Consider the following 18820-nt stretch of genomic DNA (forward strand, 5'->3'; position numbering starts at 1 on the left):
TTGGTGGTAGCCTACTCAACGACCCCAAGCGTTTCATCCGTCAGCGACAGTATCCCCAGAGGAGACAGTGATGAATGCCCCGACCGATTCCCCCCGCAAGGTCGACCCGCGTGCCGGGAAGCTGATTCCCTCGTCCGGACTCGTCGACATTCCCAAGCTCATCACGGCCTACTACGCCGAGCGACCCGATCCCTCGGTCGCCGCGCAGCGGGTTGCGTTCGGTACGTCCGGCCACCGCGGTTCGTCGTTTGAACGCACGTTCAACGAAGCGCATATCTTCGCGGTCAGCCAGGCGGTCTGCGACTATCGCGTCCATCAGAGAATCGAGGGCCCGCTGTTCATCGGCATCGACTCCCACGCGCTGTCCTACCCGGCCTATGTCACGGCTCTCGAAGTGCTCGCGGCCAACGGCATCGAAACGATGATCGCCAAGGACGACGAGTACACGCCGACACCCGCGATCTCCCACGCGATCCTCACCTACAATCGCGGCCGTTCGTCGGGTCTAGCCGACGGTATCGTGATCACGCCCTCGCACAATCCGCCGGATAGCGGCGGCTTCAAGTACAACGCGATCAACGGCGGCCCTGCCGATACCGATGTGACGAAGTGGATCGAGCAGCGCGCCAATGCCCTGCTCGAAGGCGGACTCAAGGACGTGAAACGGATGCCTTTCGAAAAGGCGGTCCGCGCGGCGACCACGCATCGGCATGACTTCATCGACGCCTACGTCGCCGATCTCGTCAATGTGCTCGACCTCGACCTGCTGCGCGATTCGAAAATCCGCATGGGCGTGAATCCGCTCGGTGGAGCCGGTGTCCACTACTGGCAGCCGATCGCCGATCGCTACAAGCTCGATCTCACGATCACCAACGACGAGGTCGATCCGACTTTCCGTTTCATGACGGCTGACTGGGACGGCAAGATCCGCATGGACCCGTCTTCACCCTATGCGATGCAGGGACTCGTCGAGCTCAAGGACCGCTTCGATATCGCGTTCGCCTGCGACACCGATCACGACCGCCACGGCATCGTCGCGCCGAGCGCGGGGCTGCTGCCGCCGAATCACTACCTTGCTGTCGCGATCTATTATCTCTATCAACATCGCCCTGAATGGCGCAAGGATGCGGCGGTCGGCAAGACGCTCGTCAGCAGCAGCATGATCGACCGCGTGACGGCCAAGCTCGGCCGGCAGTTGTACGAGGTGCCGGTCGGCTTCAAATGGTTCGCGCCGGGACTGCTCGACGGTTCACTCGGCTTCGGCGGCGAAGAAAGCGCCGGAGCATCGTTCCTGCGCCGTGACGGCACGGTGTGGTCGACGGACAAGGACGGCATCACCGCCGCTTTGCTGTCGGCCGAAATCACCGCAAAGCTCGGGCGTGATCCGGCCGAGGTCTATCAGGAACTCACTCGGGAATTCGGCTCGCCCGCCGCGGACAGGATCGACGCACCGGCCACGCCGGCACAGAAGAAGAAGCTCGGCGCGCTGTCTCCCGAACAGGTCCGTTCCTCCAACCTGGCCGGCGAGAAGATCCAGGCCGTGCTGACGACCGCGCCCGCCAACAATGCGTCGCTCGGCGGTCTCAAGGTCGTCACGGACCACGCGTGGTTCGCGGCGCGTCCATCGGGTACCGAAGATATCTACAAGATCTATGCGGAGAGCTTCAACGGCCCTGAACATCTGCAACGCGTCATCGCCGAAGCGCAAACGCTGGTGGACGCGGCGCTGGCGGGCTGATCGGTGGTTGGTAGACGGGGGCGGTCCGATTAGACCCTCTTCGTGGATTCTCCGAAGACCGCCCGACAGGTGCGCGAAAAGACGCCGCTCACGACCGATAGCGATCGAACGGCCCTTTCCGGGCGAAACTGAAGCCCGGGGTGAAATCGCGCATCACGGCTTCGAGCAATTGCGCGACGCTGTGGATGTCGCGCAGGTCGCAGACTTCGATCGGCGTATGGGTATAGCGCGCCGGGTAGCCGATGTCGATCGCAGGCACGCCGTCGCCGGTCAATTGCACGTACGACGAATCGGTCAGGCAGCCGCAGTGCGCGCTGCGCTGCAGCGGCATGCCGGCTTTCGCAGCGCTTTCCACAACGTGCTTGAGCAGCACCGGATGAGGCAAGGTGCCGTTCAAGGTGCCGCGCCCATGAAAGCTGTACATCCCGAGCGACGGCCCCATGCCGAGGGCGAGTTCGCCGCGCGTACTCAGGTCGGGCGTATCGCTCGCGACCATGATGTCGATCGAGATCGCGCAATCCGGTTTCACGCGGTTCGCCGCCACCATGGCACCGCGCAAATTGAATTCCTCCTGCACCGAGAACACGGCAACCAGCGTGGCGTCGGCGGGATCGGCCTGCAAGGCCTTGACCAGCGCCATCAGCGATACGCAGCCGCCGCGGTCGTCGAGCGCGGTGCCCGTCACGCGGTGCTTCTGCAAGCGTGAAAGCGTCGGCCGGTAGGTCACGGGTGCGCCGATCTGGATTTTCAGTGCCTTGACCTCTTCCGCGCTATCGACACCGATATCGATGAACAACTTCTCGTAAGGCACCACCTCGTACTTCTCGTCGGGCGATACGGCATGGTGTGCCTTGGTCGCGATCACGCCGAGAATCTCCTCACCGACCTCGTTGATCACGACCACCTGCAAGCCGGGCAACACACGCTCGGGCACGCCGCCCAGGCGTTCGACGCGCAGGTAGCCGTCCTCCTCGACGCGGCGCACGACCAGGCCCATCTGGTCTTATGCGCGAAAATCATCGCACGCGGTGCATCCTGCCGGCGCCCCGGCACCGTGACGATCAGGTTGCCAAAGGTATCGGTCAGCATCGAGGTGCCGTCAGCCACGAGCTCCTCGGCGATCGCCTCACGCACGCGGTCCTCATAGCCGGAAAGACCGGAGATCAGGCAGAGTTTCTTGAGCCAGTCAAACAGGCCGTCATAGTTCGGTGCGACGTCGGAAAGTGTCATCGTGATAGGTACGCAATAGGTCCGTGGGAGGCTCGATCGTCAAAACACGACGTTCTTCGAATTGGCGATCTCATGCAGCATCGGCAGGATCGCGGTGCAGTCCTGGTCTTCGCGACCCCAAGCGCGAGCGAGCCCGAATACACTGCGGGCGGCGGCGCCGAGGCCAAGTGGCAGACCCAGCTCGCTGCCGAGTTCGAGCGCGAGGGTGATGTCCTTGAGGCACATGCCGAGCCGGAAATCGGGGGTAAGGTCGCCGGCCAGCACCTTGCGCTGGTAGATGGTCGTCAACTGCCCGTTGCTCGCGCCGTTACCTTCGGCGCCCATGATATCGGCGGCCGTGCGCCGGTCGATGCCCGCACGTTCAGCGAGCATCAGCCCTTCCGCGGTCAACAGCAGGTTGATCATCGACATGTAGTTGTTCGCGAGCTTCATGCGAATGCCACTGCCGAGCGGACCGACATGGTGGATCGTATCGGCAAGCGCATTCAATGCGGGTGTGACGGCCTCGACATCCTCGCTGGCCCCACCGACCACCGCGAGCAGCGTGCCGGTTTCCGCTTCCGGGGGCGTCCGGTTCACCGGCGCATCGACCATGCGGATGCCCCGGGCAGCGAGGTCCTTGGCGATCGCAAGCATCTGCGAGGGGCTGCCGGTGCTCATCTCCATCACGACCGCACCGTGCTGCAGGGTGTCGCATGCGCCCTGCTCGCCGAACAGGGCATCGCGAGTGTGCGCGGAAGTCGGCAGCATCGTGATGACAAGATCGACGTGCGCAGCCGCGTCGGCAGGCGAAGAGGCCACGCGGCAATCAAGCGAGGCGAAGGCGCCGCGTGCCGATGCCGCTACGTCGAATACGGCGAGCCGATGCCCCTTGCGGATCAGGCTGCGTGCCATGCCGCCGCCCATTGCGCCGAGCCCGATGAAGGCAATATTCACGAAAATATCCTCATTGAAGTGAAGCGGTCCGGTCCGGCGAATCGCGCACGCGGTTCGTCTAACCCCGCCGCTGCCGCATGCGATCGAGAAAAACCGCCGCCAGAATGACGAGTCCCTTGACCACGTATTGCCAGAAAGACGACACGCCAAGAATCGTGAGCCCGTTGCTCATCACGCCGATGATCAACGCACCGATGACCGTGCCGAGCACCGAGCCGACGCCGCCAGTCAGGCGCGTACCGCCGAGCACCACCGCGGCGATCGCATCGAGTTCATACCCGACGCCGAGATTGCCATTCGCACTCAGCAGGCGGGCCGCGGTCATCGCCCCGGCGAGCCCCGAGAACATGCCGCACGCCGCATAGCTGAAGACCAGGACGAGCGAGACGTTGATGCCCGTCAGGCGTGCCGCCTGCGCGTTGCCGCCGACAGCATAGATATGTCCGCCCAGCACGGTGCGCCGCAAGATGAACCAGCTCGCCACCGCGACGATCGCCGCGATCACGACGAGCCAGGGTATGTCGAAACCGGTCTGCCGGTCGAAAAGCGTTTGCATGACGCCGTTGCCGATCCACCCGAACGTGATGTCCGTGTTCAGCACATTCGAACCGTTGACCACGAGGTAGGCGAGCCCACGGATAGTCGTCATCGTCGCAAGTGTCGTGATGAACGGGCTGAAGTCGAGAAAGGCGATGACCGCGCCGTTGAGCAGGCCCATCAGCAGGCCGCTGCCGAGAAATGCGGCGAGCGCGAGCGAGGGCGGCAGCGTGTTGAGAAGTGACCCGGTGACCGCGCCCGGTGTCGCGACGATCATCCCGACCACCGCCGAGAAGGCCAGCATCGCGCCGACCGACAAGTCGATGCCACCGGTCAGGATCACGAACGTCATGCCGATCGCGAGCACCATATTGATCGACACCTGCTGAAGGATGTTGATCGTATTGGACTGTGAGATGAAGTTCGACGCGACACCAGGGTCATGGAGATACATCGCGCCGTAAAAGCCGATATACAGCACCACGAGGACCGGCAGCATGCCGAGTGAAGCCAGCAGCGCAACCTTCTGCGTGCTGTTGGGCGGCACCACGCCGCCCGTTGCGGCGACGTTCGTCGAGTTCGATGTCATGTCTGCTCTGCTAGGAAGCATCGGGTCGGAAGGACATTCGGCCGGTCTGCGCATCGATATGCTCAGGGACCACGAGCCGGTCTGCTTGCGGCAATTCGAGCGCGGCGGCCATCACGCGCTCCTGCGAGATCTCCGTGCGGCTCAGTTCCGCGGCGATCCGGCCTTCGCGCATGACAAGCACGCGATCCGCGATGCCGATGACCTCGGGAAGGTCCGACGAGATGCAGACGATCGCGACGCCACTCGCCGCGAGTTCGCGCATCAGATTGTAGATTTCCATTTTGGCGCCGATGTCGATGCCGCGTGTCGGCTCGTCGAGAATCAGCACCACCGGCTTGATCGCCAGCCACCGTGCGAGCAAGGCCTTCTGCTGGTTGCCGCCCGACAGGCCCGCGATCGGCATGCCGAGGCTCGCAGCCTTGACGTTCAGGCGTACCTTGAGCTCGGCGGCCACCCGGGCCATCGCCGCGCGGTTCACCATGCCGAAGCGCGCGAAGCGCTTTACGACATTCATCGTCATGTTCGCGCCGACGCTCATATCGAGCAACAGCCCCTGCCCCTTGCGGTCTTCAGGGACATAGGCAATGCCTGCGCGGATCGCGTCGCGCGGCCTGCGGATGCTGGCCTCGGCGCCATTGACCCTGATCGTGCCGCTGCGCCGCACGTCAGCACCGAAGACCAGCCGGGCGAGCTCCGTGCGGCCAGCTCCGATCAGCCCGGCGAGCGCGACGATCTCACCCTTGTAGGCCTTGAACGACACGTCATGAACCTGCTCGCTTGCGATGCGCTCGACTTCCAGTACACAATCGCCCGCCTTGAATCGTTCCTCACGTGGGAACAGTTCGGCGAGCGGGCGGCCGACCATCATCTGGACGATCCGGCCGCGCTCGATATCGGCCTTCTGGATTTCGCCGATTCGCTGGCCATCGCGCAGCACGGTGACGCGATCGGCAAGCAGGTCGACTTCGTCCATCCGGTGACTGATATAGATGATCGCGATGCCCTCCTCGCGCAGGCTCCGGATGATGCCGAACAATCGCTCCGTTTCGCGCTCCGACAGTGCCGCGGTCGGCTCGTCCATGATCAGTACGCGGCTGCGATGAATCAGCGCGCGGGCGATCTCGACCTGCTGCTGCTCCGCGATCGATAGCAACGCGGCCGGTGTTTCAGGAGCGAACGATGCGCCAAGCCGGTCGAGGATCTGCCGGGTCCGCGCATGGAGCGCCTGCTTGTCGAGCAGGCCGAACCGCGACCTCGGCTCGCTGCCCATGAACACGTTCTGCGCGACGCTGAGATTCGCCGCAATGCTCAGTTCCTGATAGATCAGGTTGATGCCGTGTGCTCGCGCGGACGCGGGGCCGTCAATCGCAATGGTCTGGCCGTCCATGCTGATACTGCCCGCGTCCGGCGTGATCACGCCCGCGAGCACCTTCATCAAGGTGCTCTTGCCCGCACCGTTCTCGCCCATGAGCGCATGGATCTCGTGCGCATGGACCTGCAGGCTCACGCCGGCCAACGCACTCGTCGCGCCGAAACGCTTGCTGACGTCTTGCATTTCCAGCACCGGCCGCGCGCGATCGTGCGGCATGTGAGAGGGCGTCGTCTGAGCTGGCATGAAGGGCGTACTCGGGTGCTTACAGGGGTTTCCAGCCGACGTAGGTCGACGCGTTCTCCTTCGTGATCACCGGCGTCGGCATGAGCACCAGGGTCTGCGCGGGCGCCTTGCCGTTCATGATGCCGAAGCCGACTTCGACCGCGTTCCTACCCATCTCGTTGGGGTCTTGCGCGGACGACGCGACAAAGATCGAATGCGGCTTCTTGATCTCGCTCACGGCTTCGGGCGAACCGTCGACCGACGTGAGGATAATGCCCGTGCGCCGCGCCTGCTTGACAGCCAGCAGCGAGCCGATCGCGCACTGGTCGTTGATGTTGTAGATCGCATCGACTTTCGGGAACCGGGTCAGCAGATCCTGCGTCACCTGCAGCGCACCCTCGCGCGTACCCTTCGCATCCTGGTCATCCGACAGGATCTTGATGTCCGGATGTTTCGCGAGTGCTTCCTTGCAGCCATTGATGCGGTCGAACACGGTCGTGACGGGCGGGCCCGAGACGAGGATCACGTTGCCCTTGTTGCCGATCTCCTTGGCAAGGTATTCGCACGAGTTGCGGCCCGCCGCGACGCTATCCGCCATGATCGTGTACTGCACGCCCTCGGACGCGTCATCCAGCGCGACCACCGTGATGCCTGCCGCGCGCGCCTTGGCGAGCACCGGCGTAAGTGCCTTGGGATCGGCCGGGTCGAGTACGATCATGTCGACCTTGCTCGCGATGAAATTCTCGATCTGGCTGACCTGCTTGCTGACGTCCCAGTTATGGGCGAGCACCGTGACCTTGACGTCTGGACCGCCGAGCTTGCGCGCCTCATCGGTCGCACCCTTGGCGAGCGAGGAAAAGAAGGGATTGCCGAGCACACCGACCGTCATGCCGACTGAGGTCAGCTTCTTCTCGGCGTGCGCCGAAGGCAGCAGAAACATCCCGCACGCCGCGATCGCCACGGCCATCCATTGTTTGAACATCGGTGACATCGGGGAACCTCTCCATGAAATAGACAGCGTGATAGAGTGGCTCCATTTAACAGTCACAAAACTGCATTGTCAATCATCTTCGATCCAAGTAAAACAGTATAAATCATGTCAAACACCCAAATAAGTGCTGCCGGCGACCGAGGAAAACGTACCGAACCCGCGGCCCTGCTGGCCGTCGCACTCGAGGCGGCCGGGCAGGCCCGCGACGTGATCCAGCAAGGGCGCCAGCAGCGCCAACATTTGACGATCGTTCACAAGAAGCCCAATGACCTGGTCTCGGAGATCGACCGCGGCGCCGAGGAAGCCATCATCAGGACGCTGCTCGCGCACTTCCCCGATCACAGCGTGATTGCAGAAGAAGGGCACGACCGCACGGGTAGCGGCCCGATAACCTGGATCATCGATCCGCTCGACGGCACGACCAACTTCCTGCACGGCCTGCCGCACTACGCCGTGTCGATCGCCGCCGCGCAAAAGCGCCCGCAGGACGGCCAACTCGAACTCGTCGCGGGCGTCGTCATGGATGCGGCCAAGGACGCGACCTTCACGGCCACCCGAGGCGGCGGCGCATTTCTCAATGGCACGCCGATCCGGGTTTCCGAGCGCTCCACGATCGACCAGGCGCTGGTCGCCACCGGCCTGCCCTGGCCCGACTCGCCTCACGCCGAGGCGTTCTTCGCCGCGCTGCGCGCGATCTGGCGCGACTGCCGCAATATCCGTCGGCCCGGTGCCGCCTCGCTCGACCTCGCCTATGTCGCGGCAGGCATCCTCGATGGCTATTGGGAAACCTCGCTCAAACTCTGGGATGTCGCAGCAGGTGCGCTGCTCGTGCGTGAAGCGGGTGGCCGCATATCCGATCTCGCCGGCGGCGACACCTGGCTGACGACCGGACATATATTGGCGGCCAATCCGGGTGTCCATCAGGCCATGCTCGATCGCATCGTCGTCGCAAGCAATGGCCACGCTTTTTTGTGATCTATTGTGATTGATAATGTTGACATGTGATTGTTTGCATGAAAAAATCCCACTCACTGAGGTAGCCAACATGACAACGGAATCCGTGCAGGAGGGCCCCGGAGTATTTCCGGAGGAGCGCCGCGAGCGCTTGATGCGACTGGTCAATCAGCATCGGCGCCTCGCGACCGACGAACTCGCCCATATGCTCGGCGCGTCGCTCGCGACGGTGCGACGCGACACACGCGCGCTGGAACGCGAAGGAAAAATCAGGCGCACGCATGGCGGTGTGATGTCGGTCGGTACGGCCGTCGAGGACGCTCCCGATGAAGAGCCGTTGTTCTCAGAGAAGCGTCGCGCGAATCTCGAGGAGAAGAAGCGCATCGCCGCGGTCGCGGCCGAACTGGTGCCAGATTATTCGACGGTGATCATCGACTCCGGCACCACGGCGCTCGCGCTCGCGCAGCGGCTCGCCGGCCGGCCGCTGATGCTCATCACGATGGACCTCAAGGTTGCCGAGGCCGCTGCGCGCGGCCCGACCGAGGTCTGGCTGCTCGGCGGCCGGGTGCGCAATGGCCTCTTCAGCCTCGTTGGCGCATGGGCCGACGGCATGCTGCGCGGCATCCATGCGGATATCTTTTTCCTCTCGGCCGACGCGATCGATGCCGAGGCCGTGACGAACTCGACGGTCGACGAAGCAGAACTCAAGAAGGTCGCGCTGGCCCGCGCAAAGAAGCGCGTGGCCATCGCGGACCACACGAAATTCAACCATCGCAAGCTGGTGTCGGTATGCACGCTGGATGCGATCGATGTCCTCGTGACGGATGAACCCGCGCGCGCGCTTGTCGCGCCGTATGAAAGCCGCTTTGCGCAAATCTTGTACGCATAGCGATTCTGAATGCTGTGCCCACGGAGCTATCCAAATGACGAACTTCCGACGTGTGTTCGGCGATACCAAGCCGGTCATCGCCATGGTCCACCTCTTGCCGCTACCCGGCACGCCGCTCTATGACGAAGAGGGTGGCGTCGCGCGCATCGTGGACGAAGCACGCAAGGACCTCGACGCACTGCAGGCCGCTGGCGTCGATGCCGTCATGTTCGGCAATGAAAACGATCGCCCGTACGAACTGAACGTCGACATGGCCTCGACCTCGACGATGGCGTTTGTGATCGGCCAACTGCGCCCGCGCATCACCGTCCCGTTCGGTGTCAACGTGCTCTGGGACCCGATGAGTTCGATCGCGCTCGCCGCCGCGACCGGCGCCTCGTTTATCCGCGAAATCTGCACGGGCTTCTATGCGTCCGACATGGGCCCTTGGGTCGGCCGTTCCGCGGAGCCGATGCGCTATCGCAACCGTCTCGGCCGCAAGGATGTCGCGATGCTCTACAACCTGTCGGCCGAGTTCGCGCATTCGCTCGACGCCCGCCCGTTGCCGGATCGCGCACGTTCGGCGGTGTTCTCGAGCATTCCTGATGCGGTGCTCGTGTCCGGTGCGATCACCGGCGAAGCCGCGCCGATGGCACAACTCGAAGGCGTCAAGGCGGTCCTGCCGACGACTCCCGTGCTCGCGAACACCGGCGTGCGGCATGAAACGGTCGGCGACGTCTTCCGTGTCGCCGACGGCTGCATCGTCGGTTCGTCACTCAAGGTCGACGGCAACACGTGGAATCCGGTCGACCCCGCACGCGCCAAGGAATTCATGCGGCTCGCGCATATCGCGCGCGCCTGAGGCCGCGCCGAGCCATGGACTATCTGCTTGGCATCGATATCGGCACGTTCGAGTCGAAGGGGACGATCATCGACGCGAACGGCGCGGTCATCGCACGTGCGTCGACACCCCATCGCATGCGCGTGCCGCAGCCCGGCTGGGCCGAACACGACCCGCTGACTGACTGGTGGGGCGACTTCTGCCTGCTGTCGAAGCAGCTTGTCGAGCAAGCCGCGCAGGCGGGGATCGACGCAAGCCGGATTCGCGCGGTCGGGTGCAGCGCGATTGCGCCGTGCATGCTGCCGCTCGACCGTGATGGCACCCCCTTGCGTCATGCCGTGCTCTATGGCGTCGATACGCGTGCGAGCCGGGAGATCGACGAACTCAACACGCTATATGGACGCGAACGCCTGCTGCTCCACTGCGGCAATGCGCTCACGTCGCAGTCGGTCGGCCCGAAGATTCTCTGGCTCAAGCGCAACGAGCCTGAACACTATGCGCAGGCCGCGAAGATCGTCTCTTCGACGACCTACCTCGTCTATCGGCTGACGGGCGAGACGGTGCTCGACCACTACACGGCGGCATCGTTCACCCCGCTCTACGACATTCGAACGCAGCAATGGTCAAGCACGCTGGCCGATGAAGTCGACGGCGGCATCATCGACATCGACAAGCTGCCCACGCTCGCGTGGACGACCGATATCGCGGGCCGCGTGACGAAGCAAGCCGCGCTGCAGACCGGGCTTGCCGAAGGCACGCCGGTTATCGCCGGCACGGCGGATGCGGCCGCCGAAGCCGTGAGCGTCGGCGTGCTGGCCGCCGGCGAGATGATGATGATGTACGGCTCGACGATCTTCATCATTCAGGTGACGGACCGTGCCGTGCAGGATCCGCGTCTCTGGTATGCCCCCTGGTTGTTCCCCGGGCTCCATACGAGTTCGTCGGGCCTTGCGACGAGCGGCACGCTGACCGTCTGGTTCCGCGAACAGTTCGCGCGCGATCTGCCGGCCGACGAGGCCTTCGGCATGCTCGCACAGGAAGCCGCGCAATCGCCACCCGGTGCAAAAGGCCTGATCATGCTGCCCTACCTGTCGGGCGAGCGCACGCCGATCCACGATCCGCATGCACGCGGCTGCGTGCTCGGCCTGAATCTCACGCACACGCGCGGCGACCTCTACCGTGCGGCGCTCGAAGGCATCGCCAACAGCGTACGGCATGTGCTCGAAACCTATGCCGAGGCGCACGCCTCGCCGCGACGCGTGGTCGCCGTCGGCGGGGGCACGAAGAACCCGCTCTGGCTCCAGGCAGTCAGCGATTGCGCCAACTTCGAGCAAGACGTGCCGTCGCTGACCTTCGGCGCCTCGTTCGGCAGCGCCTTGCTGGCGGGCATCGGCGCGGGCGTGCTGACGGCGGACACCATCCACCGCGCCAACCCGATCGCCGCACAGGTCAGCCCCGACCCTTCGACACGGGCCGTCTACGACAAGCAGCACCGGATCTTCCGCGAGCTCTACCTCAATACGAAAGACCTCATGCATCTGCTCGGCTGACGAAGGCGCGTCTCCAGTCCCGCCGTGACGCGGTTCCCCTGCCTCGCCAGCCTTGGCGGCAGGGGCGGGAATCGGCACCGTTGGGGTGTCCTGTGCTATCGTACCGGCGCGTTTGGTGCTCGCGCGTGCGTTCTGGCACGCGCAGTTAAACGGGAAACAGGGCGTGTCCGCGGACGCCAACCTGTGCTGCCCCCGCAACGGTAAGCGATCCGGTCGAGGTTTTCGGCCTGCCTCATTCAACAGCCACTGCATCCGCGGGAAGGCGAATGAGGCCTGATCGCCAGCCCGGATACCGGCCAACGCGAGTGGCGAATCCTGCGGGAGTGCTGGAATCTCCAGCCCCCGTGGCCGCCGACCGCCGAATCCGCGGGGACGGATGCCGGTGCCCGAGCCCGGACGGCGACGCGTGTGTCATGCGTCGCGCACCCGGGCCATTGACGCGCAGCAAGCCCGATGACCATTGACATGCCCCGCCCCGCGACCCGCGAAATCGTGCTGCTTTCGCACGCGGATACCGATCTCGCGACGTTGCAGCTCGCAGCCCACGCGATCGGCGATCCGGATATCGCTCTACGCGGCGTGTCTCTGCACACCGTTTCCCGCACCGACACGATGAGTGCCTGGCTGGACAGCGATCTCGGTTCGAGCTGGATCGTCATCGTGCGTGTGCTGGGCCGCGCCAATGAAGTCCCCGGGCTCGCCACGCTTGCCTTGCGCGCACGCGAAAAAGGGTGCGCCTTCGTGGCGCTCAGCGGGACCGGCGAGACCGACCCCGAACTCGACCGGCTCTCGAACGTACCCGCGGATATCCTGCGCGATGCGAACGCCTATTGGCAGGCCGGCGGTGTCGACAATGCCGCGCAAAGCCTGCGTTACCTGTCGGACCGGCTCTGGTTGACGGCGCTCGGCTACGAAGCGCCGCGTGCGCTGCCCCAGCATGGGGTCTATCGCCGGGGCGCGACGCCCGAAGCCGCACTTGCCGCATTCAGGTCCGGTCGCCGCACGGGCACCGCGGCGATCGGCCTGCTCTTCTATCGGGCGCACTGGACCAGCGGTAACCTCCATTTCATCGATGCGCTCGTCGACGCGCTCGAACAGCGAGGCGCCGACGTTCTGCCGGTTTTCACGCACTCGCTGCGCGAAACCGATGCGGAGGACTTCCCGCTCGCGCTGGGTCTGTTCGAACAGGCCGGCGGGATCGACCTGCTGATCAACACGACCTCGTTCGCGATCGGTGACACGACCGTCGACGGGCCGGCACGCGCGGATCATGGCAATGCCAATGTGTTCGAACGGCTCGGCGTGCCCGTGCTGCAGGCCATCACGAGCGGCATGACCCGGGAACAATGGTTACAGTCGCCGCGCGGGCTGAACCCGCTCGATACCGCGATGAATGTCGCCTTGCCGGAGTTCGACGGGCGGATCATCGGTGTGCCGCTGTCGTTCAAGGCGCCGGCTCGAAGCGTCGCGCCGGCGGCCGCGGCCTCCGCGGCTCGCCATGAAGCAATCTATGAAGCCGTGCCGGACCGCGTGGAGCGGATCGCCGGGCTCGCGTTACGTCTCGCGGCCTTGCGCACGCGCTCGCCGGCCGACAAGCGCATCGCGTTCGTCTTCACCAATTCGAGTGGCAAGGCCGCCCAGATCGGCAATGCGGTCGGCCTCGACGCGCCCGCGTCCCTGATGGCTATCCTGCGTGCGATGCAGCTGCGCGGCTATCGGATCGATGGCCTGCCCGAGAGCAGCGATGCGCTGATGCAGCAATTGATCGATCGCGGCAGTTATGACGAAGACTTCCTGACGGCCGAACAGATGCGAACGGCCGCGGCGCGCGTGCCACTCGCGGACTACGCACGCTGGCTCGATGCCTTGCCGGGCAACCTGCGCCAGCGCATGCTGGACCAGTGGGGTCCGGCACCCGGCGAAGCCTATGCGGATACGAATGGGGACCTGATGATCTCGGGTCTCACGTTCGGCAATGCGTTTGTGGGACTGCAACCGCCGCGCGGATATGGGATGGACCCCGACGCGATCTATCACCAGCCGGACCTTGCGCCGACTCACCACTACCATGCGTTCTATCGGTGGCTGCGCGATACATGGCGCGCCGATGCGATCGTCCACGTGGGCAAGCACGGTACGCTCGAATGGCTGCCGGGCAAGGGTGTCGGCTTGTCGGAAGACTGCTATCCCGATGCGTTCCTGGCGGACATGCCGCTGTTCTACCCGTTCATCGTCAACGATCCCGGTGAAGGATCGCAAGCCAAGCGGCGCGGGCACGCGGTCGTGGTCGACCACCTGATGCCACCGATGACGACGGCCGATACCTATGGGCCGCTCGCGGAACTCGTGCAACTGGTCGACGAGTACTACCAGGTCGAGGCGCTCGACCCGGTCAAGCTGCCGCTCTTGCAGCAGCAGATATGGGATCTGATCCGGAAGGCGAAACTCGACACTGACCTCGATCTCCTGCATGCGCACCATCATCATCATGAGGATGAGGATGGGCATGATCATGGTCATGCCCACGACCACGACCACGACCACGACCACGACCACGACCACGACCACGATGATCATGTTCACGGTCACGGAGCGCACCGTCAAGCTCATGCCCACACACATGATCATGCTCACGGACACGACCACAAAGGCGAGGTGAACCGCTCTTCCCCTGCGATGTCGCATGAGCATGAGCATGAGCATGAGCATGAGCATGAGCATGAGCATGAGCATGGGCATGTCGACTCACACGCGCCACCGGGTGACGCTACGGACATCCCTGCGGCCCTCACCGGCATGGCAGGCAGCGACTTCGCGCACCTGATCGAAGATCTTGATGGCTACCTGTGCGAGCTCGGCGCCGCACAGATTCGCGACGGCTTGCACACGCTGGGCGCGATCCCCTCAGGAGAGATCATGATCGACCTGCTGGCCGCACTCACGCGCATTCCGAATCTCGATTCGCCGAGTCTCCCCGAATCGGTCGCCAGCCTGTTCGAACTCGACTGGAACACCCTGCAAAATGACAAGGGTGCGCGCCTCAACGCGGATCAGGTACTCGCCACCGTTTCCGATCGCCCACTCCACACGCATGCCGACGCGATCGATGCGATTCTCGCGCTGTCACGCGCACTGCTCGTCGACTTCGACGCACATGAGTTTGCCGCTACCGCAATCGACTCCAGCGTATCGTCCGTTCTAAAACGCCACGCGACGCCAGCATTGCGGACCGTGCTCGAATTCATCGGCGCTGCGCTCGTGCCGAACCTGCACAAGACCCGCGACGAGATCGACCACCTGCTCGACGGCCTCGACGGCCGCTACGTGCCCGCCGGCCCGAGCGGTGCCCCGACCCGCGGCATGGCGCACGTGCTACCGACCGGCCGCAATTTCTATTCGGTCGACCCACGCGCGATTCCGTCAATGGCAGCCTCGAACATCGGCGAGGGCCTCGCCGACGAAGTGTTGCGCCGGCATCTCGACGAAAGCGGCCGCTACCCCGAATCGATCGGCATCAGTGTTTGGGGCACCAGCGCGATGCGAACGCATGGCGACGATATCGCCGAAGTGCTCGCCCTGCTCGGCGTCAAACCTGTCTGGCAAGCCGAAAGCCGGCGCGTGACGGGTTTTTCCGCCATCCCGGCCGCCCAGCTCGGACGCCCGCGCATCGACGTGACATTGCGCATCAGCGGTTTCTTCCGGGATGCGTTTCCGCATCTGATCGCCCTGGTCGACGACGCGATCCAGCACGTCGCGCATCTCGACGAACCGCCCGAAGTGAACTTCGTGCGCAAGCACTATCTCGCCGAGGTCCAGGCCGGCCTGCTCGCGAAGCATCCGCTCGAAGCCGCCGAACGCCAGGCCCTGTACCGGATCTTCGGAGCGAAGCCCGGCAGCTACGGCGCGGGAATCCTGCCGCTGATCCAGGAGCAGAACTGGCAGACGCGCGACGATTTTGCGCGCGCCTATATCGAATGGGGCGGCTATGCCTACACGCGCGGCGAATACGGCACGAGCGCCCACGATGCATTCCGCACCCGGCTTGCCGGTGTCGAGATCGCGCTGCACAACCAGGACAATCGCGAACACGATATCTTCGATAGCGACGATTACCTGCAGTTTCACGGCGGCATGATCGCCGCAGTCCAGGGACTGACCGGGCATCGCCCGCGCCACTATTTCGGCGACACGCAAGACCCGGCCAATCCGCGCGTGCGCGATCTCAAACAGGAAGCGCTGCGCGTGTTCCGCGCGCGGGTGGTCAATCCGAAGTGGCTTGCAAGCATCCAGAAGCACGGCTACAAGGGCGGACTCGAACTCAATGCGACAGTCGACTACCTGTTCGGGTACGACGCAACGGCCGGCATTCTCGACGACTGGATGTACGAAGACGTCGCGCAAGCCTATGCGCTCGATCCAGGCATCCAGCAATTCCTGTCGCAGAGCAATCCCTGGGCCTTGCAGGCCATCACCGAGCGCCTGCTCGAGGCCGCGCAGCGCGGCATGTGGGAGGAGCCCGATGCGCGCACACTAAGCGCGCTGACGCAGCTCCATCTCGACAGCGATGCGCAGCTCGAAGGGCGCGGTGAATGAAGACGGATAGTGAAGATCGACGGCGAAGCGCGCAAGTGAAGAGGGTCAATGAGGATGTCAAACGAGCGCGGCAACTGAAGATGGCAACCGAGACCACAATGGAGGGAATCATGCAACGGACCTCGCAGCAGGGTCGGCCGAGTTTATGAATTCCATCTTTCCATTCACGGCTATCGTCGGACAGGACACGCTCAAGCGAGCGCTGCTGCTGTGCGCGGTCAACCCGTCGCTGAGCGGCGTACTGATACGCGGCGACAAAGGCACCGCGAAAAGCACCGCTGCGCGCGGCCTGCGCGAACTGCTCGTGCCGATCGAACGCGTGCCGGGCTGTCCTTACAACTGCGCGCCCGGCGCCGCGCTCGGCCAATGCGAAGCATGCAGCCGGATCGACGCGGTCGAGCCCGATACGACCGTACTCGCGCCGGTGCCCTTCGTCAATCTGCCGCTCGGCGCAACCGAAGACCGCGTGCTCGGCAGCCTCGACCTCGAGCGCGTGCTCAAGGACGGCAAGCGCGCCTTCCAGCCCGGATTGCTCGCGGCCGCGCATCGCGGCATGCTCTATATCGACGAGGTCAACCTGCTGCCGGACCATCTGGTCGACTCGCTGCTCGACGTGGCGGCGATGGGCCAGCATACGATCGAGCGTGAAGGCCTGTCCATCAGCCATCCGGCGCAGATCACGCTGATCGGCACGATGAACGCCGAAGAAGGCGATCTGCGGCCGCAACTGCTCGACCGCTTTGCGATGATGGTCGAAGTGGCGGCACCCGATGTGCCCGCGGTGCGAAGCGAGGTCGTCCGCCGCCGGCTCGCATTCGATGCGGACAGGCCGGGTTTTGTCGCGCGTTGGGCAGGCGAGACGGCAATCCTGCGGCAGCGTGTGAGCGACGCGCGTGCGCGGCTGCTGGATGTCGAACTGCCCGATTCCCTGCTCGATTTCGTCAGCACGCTGTGCTGCGAATTCGGCGCGACCAGCTTGCGTGCCGATATCACCTTGAACAAGGTCGCGTTGACACATGCGGCTCTCGAAGGCCGCCTGGTCGTCGATGTCGACGATATCGCCGCCGCGGCCGAACTCGTGTTGCCACACCGGCGCCGGCGCAAACCGTTCGAACAGCCGGGCCTCGATCGCGAGCGTCTCGAGGAAGCACTCGATCGGATGCGCGACGCCGCTCGGGCACCCACGGGACAAGCCAAGGATTCAAGCTCCGGGACCGACGAGCAGGACGACCTGGCTCAGGGCGCGGGCCAGCACGACGAGAAGGATCCATCGGAGCCGCGAGCGGAAGGACACGCGGATGAACCTGTCGATACCGAAGCCGATGCCCATGCATCAGCGAACGCTGAACTAGAGGACGGTACCGATCAAACGAAGGACGCCGAAGATTCGTCAGACGTACAGGCGGATACGCGTTCCACCTCGACACAGGGCGAACCCTCACCCGCCGCTACGACCGTCTTTGCCACGGGCGCGGCGACCGAGGCGCCCACGCTGCGCATCGCCAGCCGCGACGAAGGGGGTGCCGAAGGACGCCGCAGCATCGCCACGGCCGCGGCACGCGGTGCCTACACGCATGCAGTCGCCGCCGTGCGGCCGAAGCACCTCGCCGTGGATGCGACATTGCGTCATGCGATCCTTCGCGAGCCGGGGCGGCTCCAGGTCACGCGGGACGATCTCCATGACAAGGTCCTCATCGGCAAGCAGGCCCACCTGATCTTGCTGATCGTCGACGCCTCAGGCTCGATGGCGGCCCGCCGCCGGATGGAAGCCGTCAAGGGCTGCGTGCTCGGCTTGCTCGAGGACGCCTATCGGCGCCGTGACGAGATCGGTGTGATCGCGTTTCGCGGCGAGCGCGCCGAACTCGTCCTGCCGCCGACGCGCAATGTCGAACTCGCGCAGCGTGCGCTCCAGGATTTGCCCACCGGCGGCCGGACGCCGCTCGCACAGGCGCTTGAACTGGGTGCGCAATTGCTGATCGGCCGGTCCGCGGGGCGCGGCGCATCGGGCACCACGCTCAAACCGCTGCTCGTGCTGCTCAGCGATGGACGGGCAAACGTGCCGCTTCACAGCGAACGGCCTACCATGTCGTTCAACGACGGTCGGACCAACGTGCCGTCCAGCGACCGACCCGCAAGCGCGTCGTCTGACCCCGAACGCGCGAACCTGCCGCTCGACGACCATGAAATGCGTGGCGACGGCTGGCAGGATACCCTGTTGCTGGCTGACCAGATTGCCCAGGCGCATATCAGTGCGCTCGTGCTCGATACCGAGCAGGGCGTGATCCGGCATGCCCGCGCCAGGGCCGTCGCGCAAGCGCTGCATGCCGAATACCGGCGGCTCGACGAATGGTCGGCCGAAACCCTTGCGATTACGATCCGGGAGCGCCTTGCATGAAGAC

At 64.6% G+C, this 18820-nt stretch carries 13 protein-coding genes and 1 riboswitch; of the genes, 7 read left to right on the forward strand and 6 right to left on the reverse strand.

The window, feature by feature from the left end:
* Positions 1 to 70: 70 nt before the first annotated feature.
* A complete protein-coding gene (gene pgm / locus HV670_RS16745) occupies positions 71 to 1738 on the forward strand; it encodes a phosphoglucomutase (alpha-D-glucose-1,6-bisphosphate-dependent) (protein WP_175105925.1) in 1668 nt (555 codons plus the stop codon).
* 88 nt (positions 1739 to 1826) lie between these two features.
* Here pgm and HV670_RS16750 read toward each other — a convergent pair whose 3' ends face one another.
* From HV670_RS16750 to HV670_RS16770, 6 genes are read right to left on the reverse strand one after another with little or no spacing between them, the layout of a single operon-like run.
* On the reverse strand, positions 1827 to 2735 hold the full coding sequence (locus tag HV670_RS16750; RefSeq protein ID WP_217478445.1) for a M42 family metallopeptidase: 909 nt from the start codon (positions 2733 to 2735) through the stop codon (positions 1827 to 1829).
* The gene (locus HV670_RS30585) at positions 2633 to 2968 is read right to left on the reverse strand and encodes a hypothetical protein (RefSeq protein ID WP_217478446.1); all 336 of its coding nucleotides are present in this window, start codon (positions 2966 to 2968) and stop codon (positions 2633 to 2635) included. Before HV670_RS30585 ends, HV670_RS16750 begins: the two co-directional genes overlap by 103 nt.
* A gap of 39 nt (positions 2969 to 3007) precedes the next feature.
* A complete protein-coding gene (locus tag HV670_RS16755; protein WP_175105926.1) occupies positions 3008 to 3904 on the reverse strand; it encodes an NAD(P)-dependent oxidoreductase in 897 nt (298 codons plus the stop codon).
* Positions 3905 to 3962: 58 nt separating this feature from the next.
* A complete protein-coding gene (locus HV670_RS16760) occupies positions 3963 to 5030 on the reverse strand; it encodes an ABC transporter permease subunit (protein ID WP_175105927.1) in 1068 nt (355 codons plus the stop codon).
* 10 nt (positions 5031 to 5040) lie between these two features.
* Positions 5041 to 6645 (reverse strand): sugar ABC transporter ATP-binding protein, encoded by a 1605-nt coding sequence (locus HV670_RS16765; protein WP_246257537.1) that lies wholly within the window; start codon positions 6643 to 6645, stop codon positions 5041 to 5043.
* Between the two features lie 19 nt (positions 6646 to 6664).
* Complete coding sequence (locus HV670_RS16770; protein WP_425511434.1) at positions 6665 to 7615, reverse strand: ABC transporter substrate-binding protein; 951 nt, start codon at positions 7613 to 7615, stop codon at positions 6665 to 6667.
* 105 nt (positions 7616 to 7720) lie between these two features.
* Here HV670_RS16770 and HV670_RS16775 point away from each other — a divergent pair, with 105 nt between their 5' ends.
* The 6 genes from HV670_RS16775 to HV670_RS16800 all read left to right on the forward strand — a co-directional run bounded on the left by HV670_RS16775 (position 7721) and on the right by HV670_RS16800 (position 18816).
* On the forward strand, positions 7721 to 8590 hold the full coding sequence (locus HV670_RS16775; protein WP_175105928.1) for an inositol monophosphatase family protein: 870 nt from the start codon (positions 7721 to 7723) through the stop codon (positions 8588 to 8590).
* Between the two features lie 70 nt (positions 8591 to 8660).
* Positions 8661 to 9458, forward strand: a complete 798-nt coding sequence (locus HV670_RS16780) for a DeoR/GlpR family DNA-binding transcription regulator (protein WP_175105929.1) — start codon at positions 8661 to 8663, stop codon at positions 9456 to 9458.
* A 34-nt stretch (positions 9459 to 9492) separates the two neighbouring features.
* Positions 9493 to 10299, forward strand: a complete 807-nt coding sequence (locus HV670_RS16785; protein WP_175105930.1) for a BtpA/SgcQ family protein — start codon at positions 9493 to 9495, stop codon at positions 10297 to 10299.
* A gap of 14 nt (positions 10300 to 10313) precedes the next feature.
* Positions 10314 to 11828: an FGGY-family carbohydrate kinase gene (locus HV670_RS16790; protein ID WP_175105931.1), complete on the forward strand. Its 1515-nt coding sequence runs from the start codon at positions 10314 to 10316 to the stop codon at positions 11826 to 11828.
* Between the two features lie 95 nt (positions 11829 to 11923).
* A riboswitch (cobalamin riboswitch) is annotated at positions 11924 to 12143 on the forward strand.
* 138 nt (positions 12144 to 12281) lie between these two features.
* The gene (locus HV670_RS16795) at positions 12282 to 16421 is read left to right on the forward strand and encodes a cobaltochelatase subunit CobN (protein WP_246257540.1); all 4140 of its coding nucleotides are present in this window, start codon (positions 12282 to 12284) and stop codon (positions 16419 to 16421) included.
* Between the two features lie 145 nt (positions 16422 to 16566).
* Positions 16567 to 18816, forward strand: coding sequence for a magnesium chelatase subunit D family protein (locus HV670_RS16800; RefSeq protein ID WP_175105932.1), 2250 nt, complete (start codon positions 16567 to 16569; stop codon positions 18814 to 18816).
* The last annotated feature ends 4 nt before the right edge of the window (positions 18817 to 18820 follow it).

This window comes from Pararobbsia alpina (genome assembly GCF_902859895.1).
Classification (GTDB): Bacteria; Pseudomonadota; Gammaproteobacteria; order Burkholderiales; family Burkholderiaceae; genus Pararobbsia; species Pararobbsia alpina.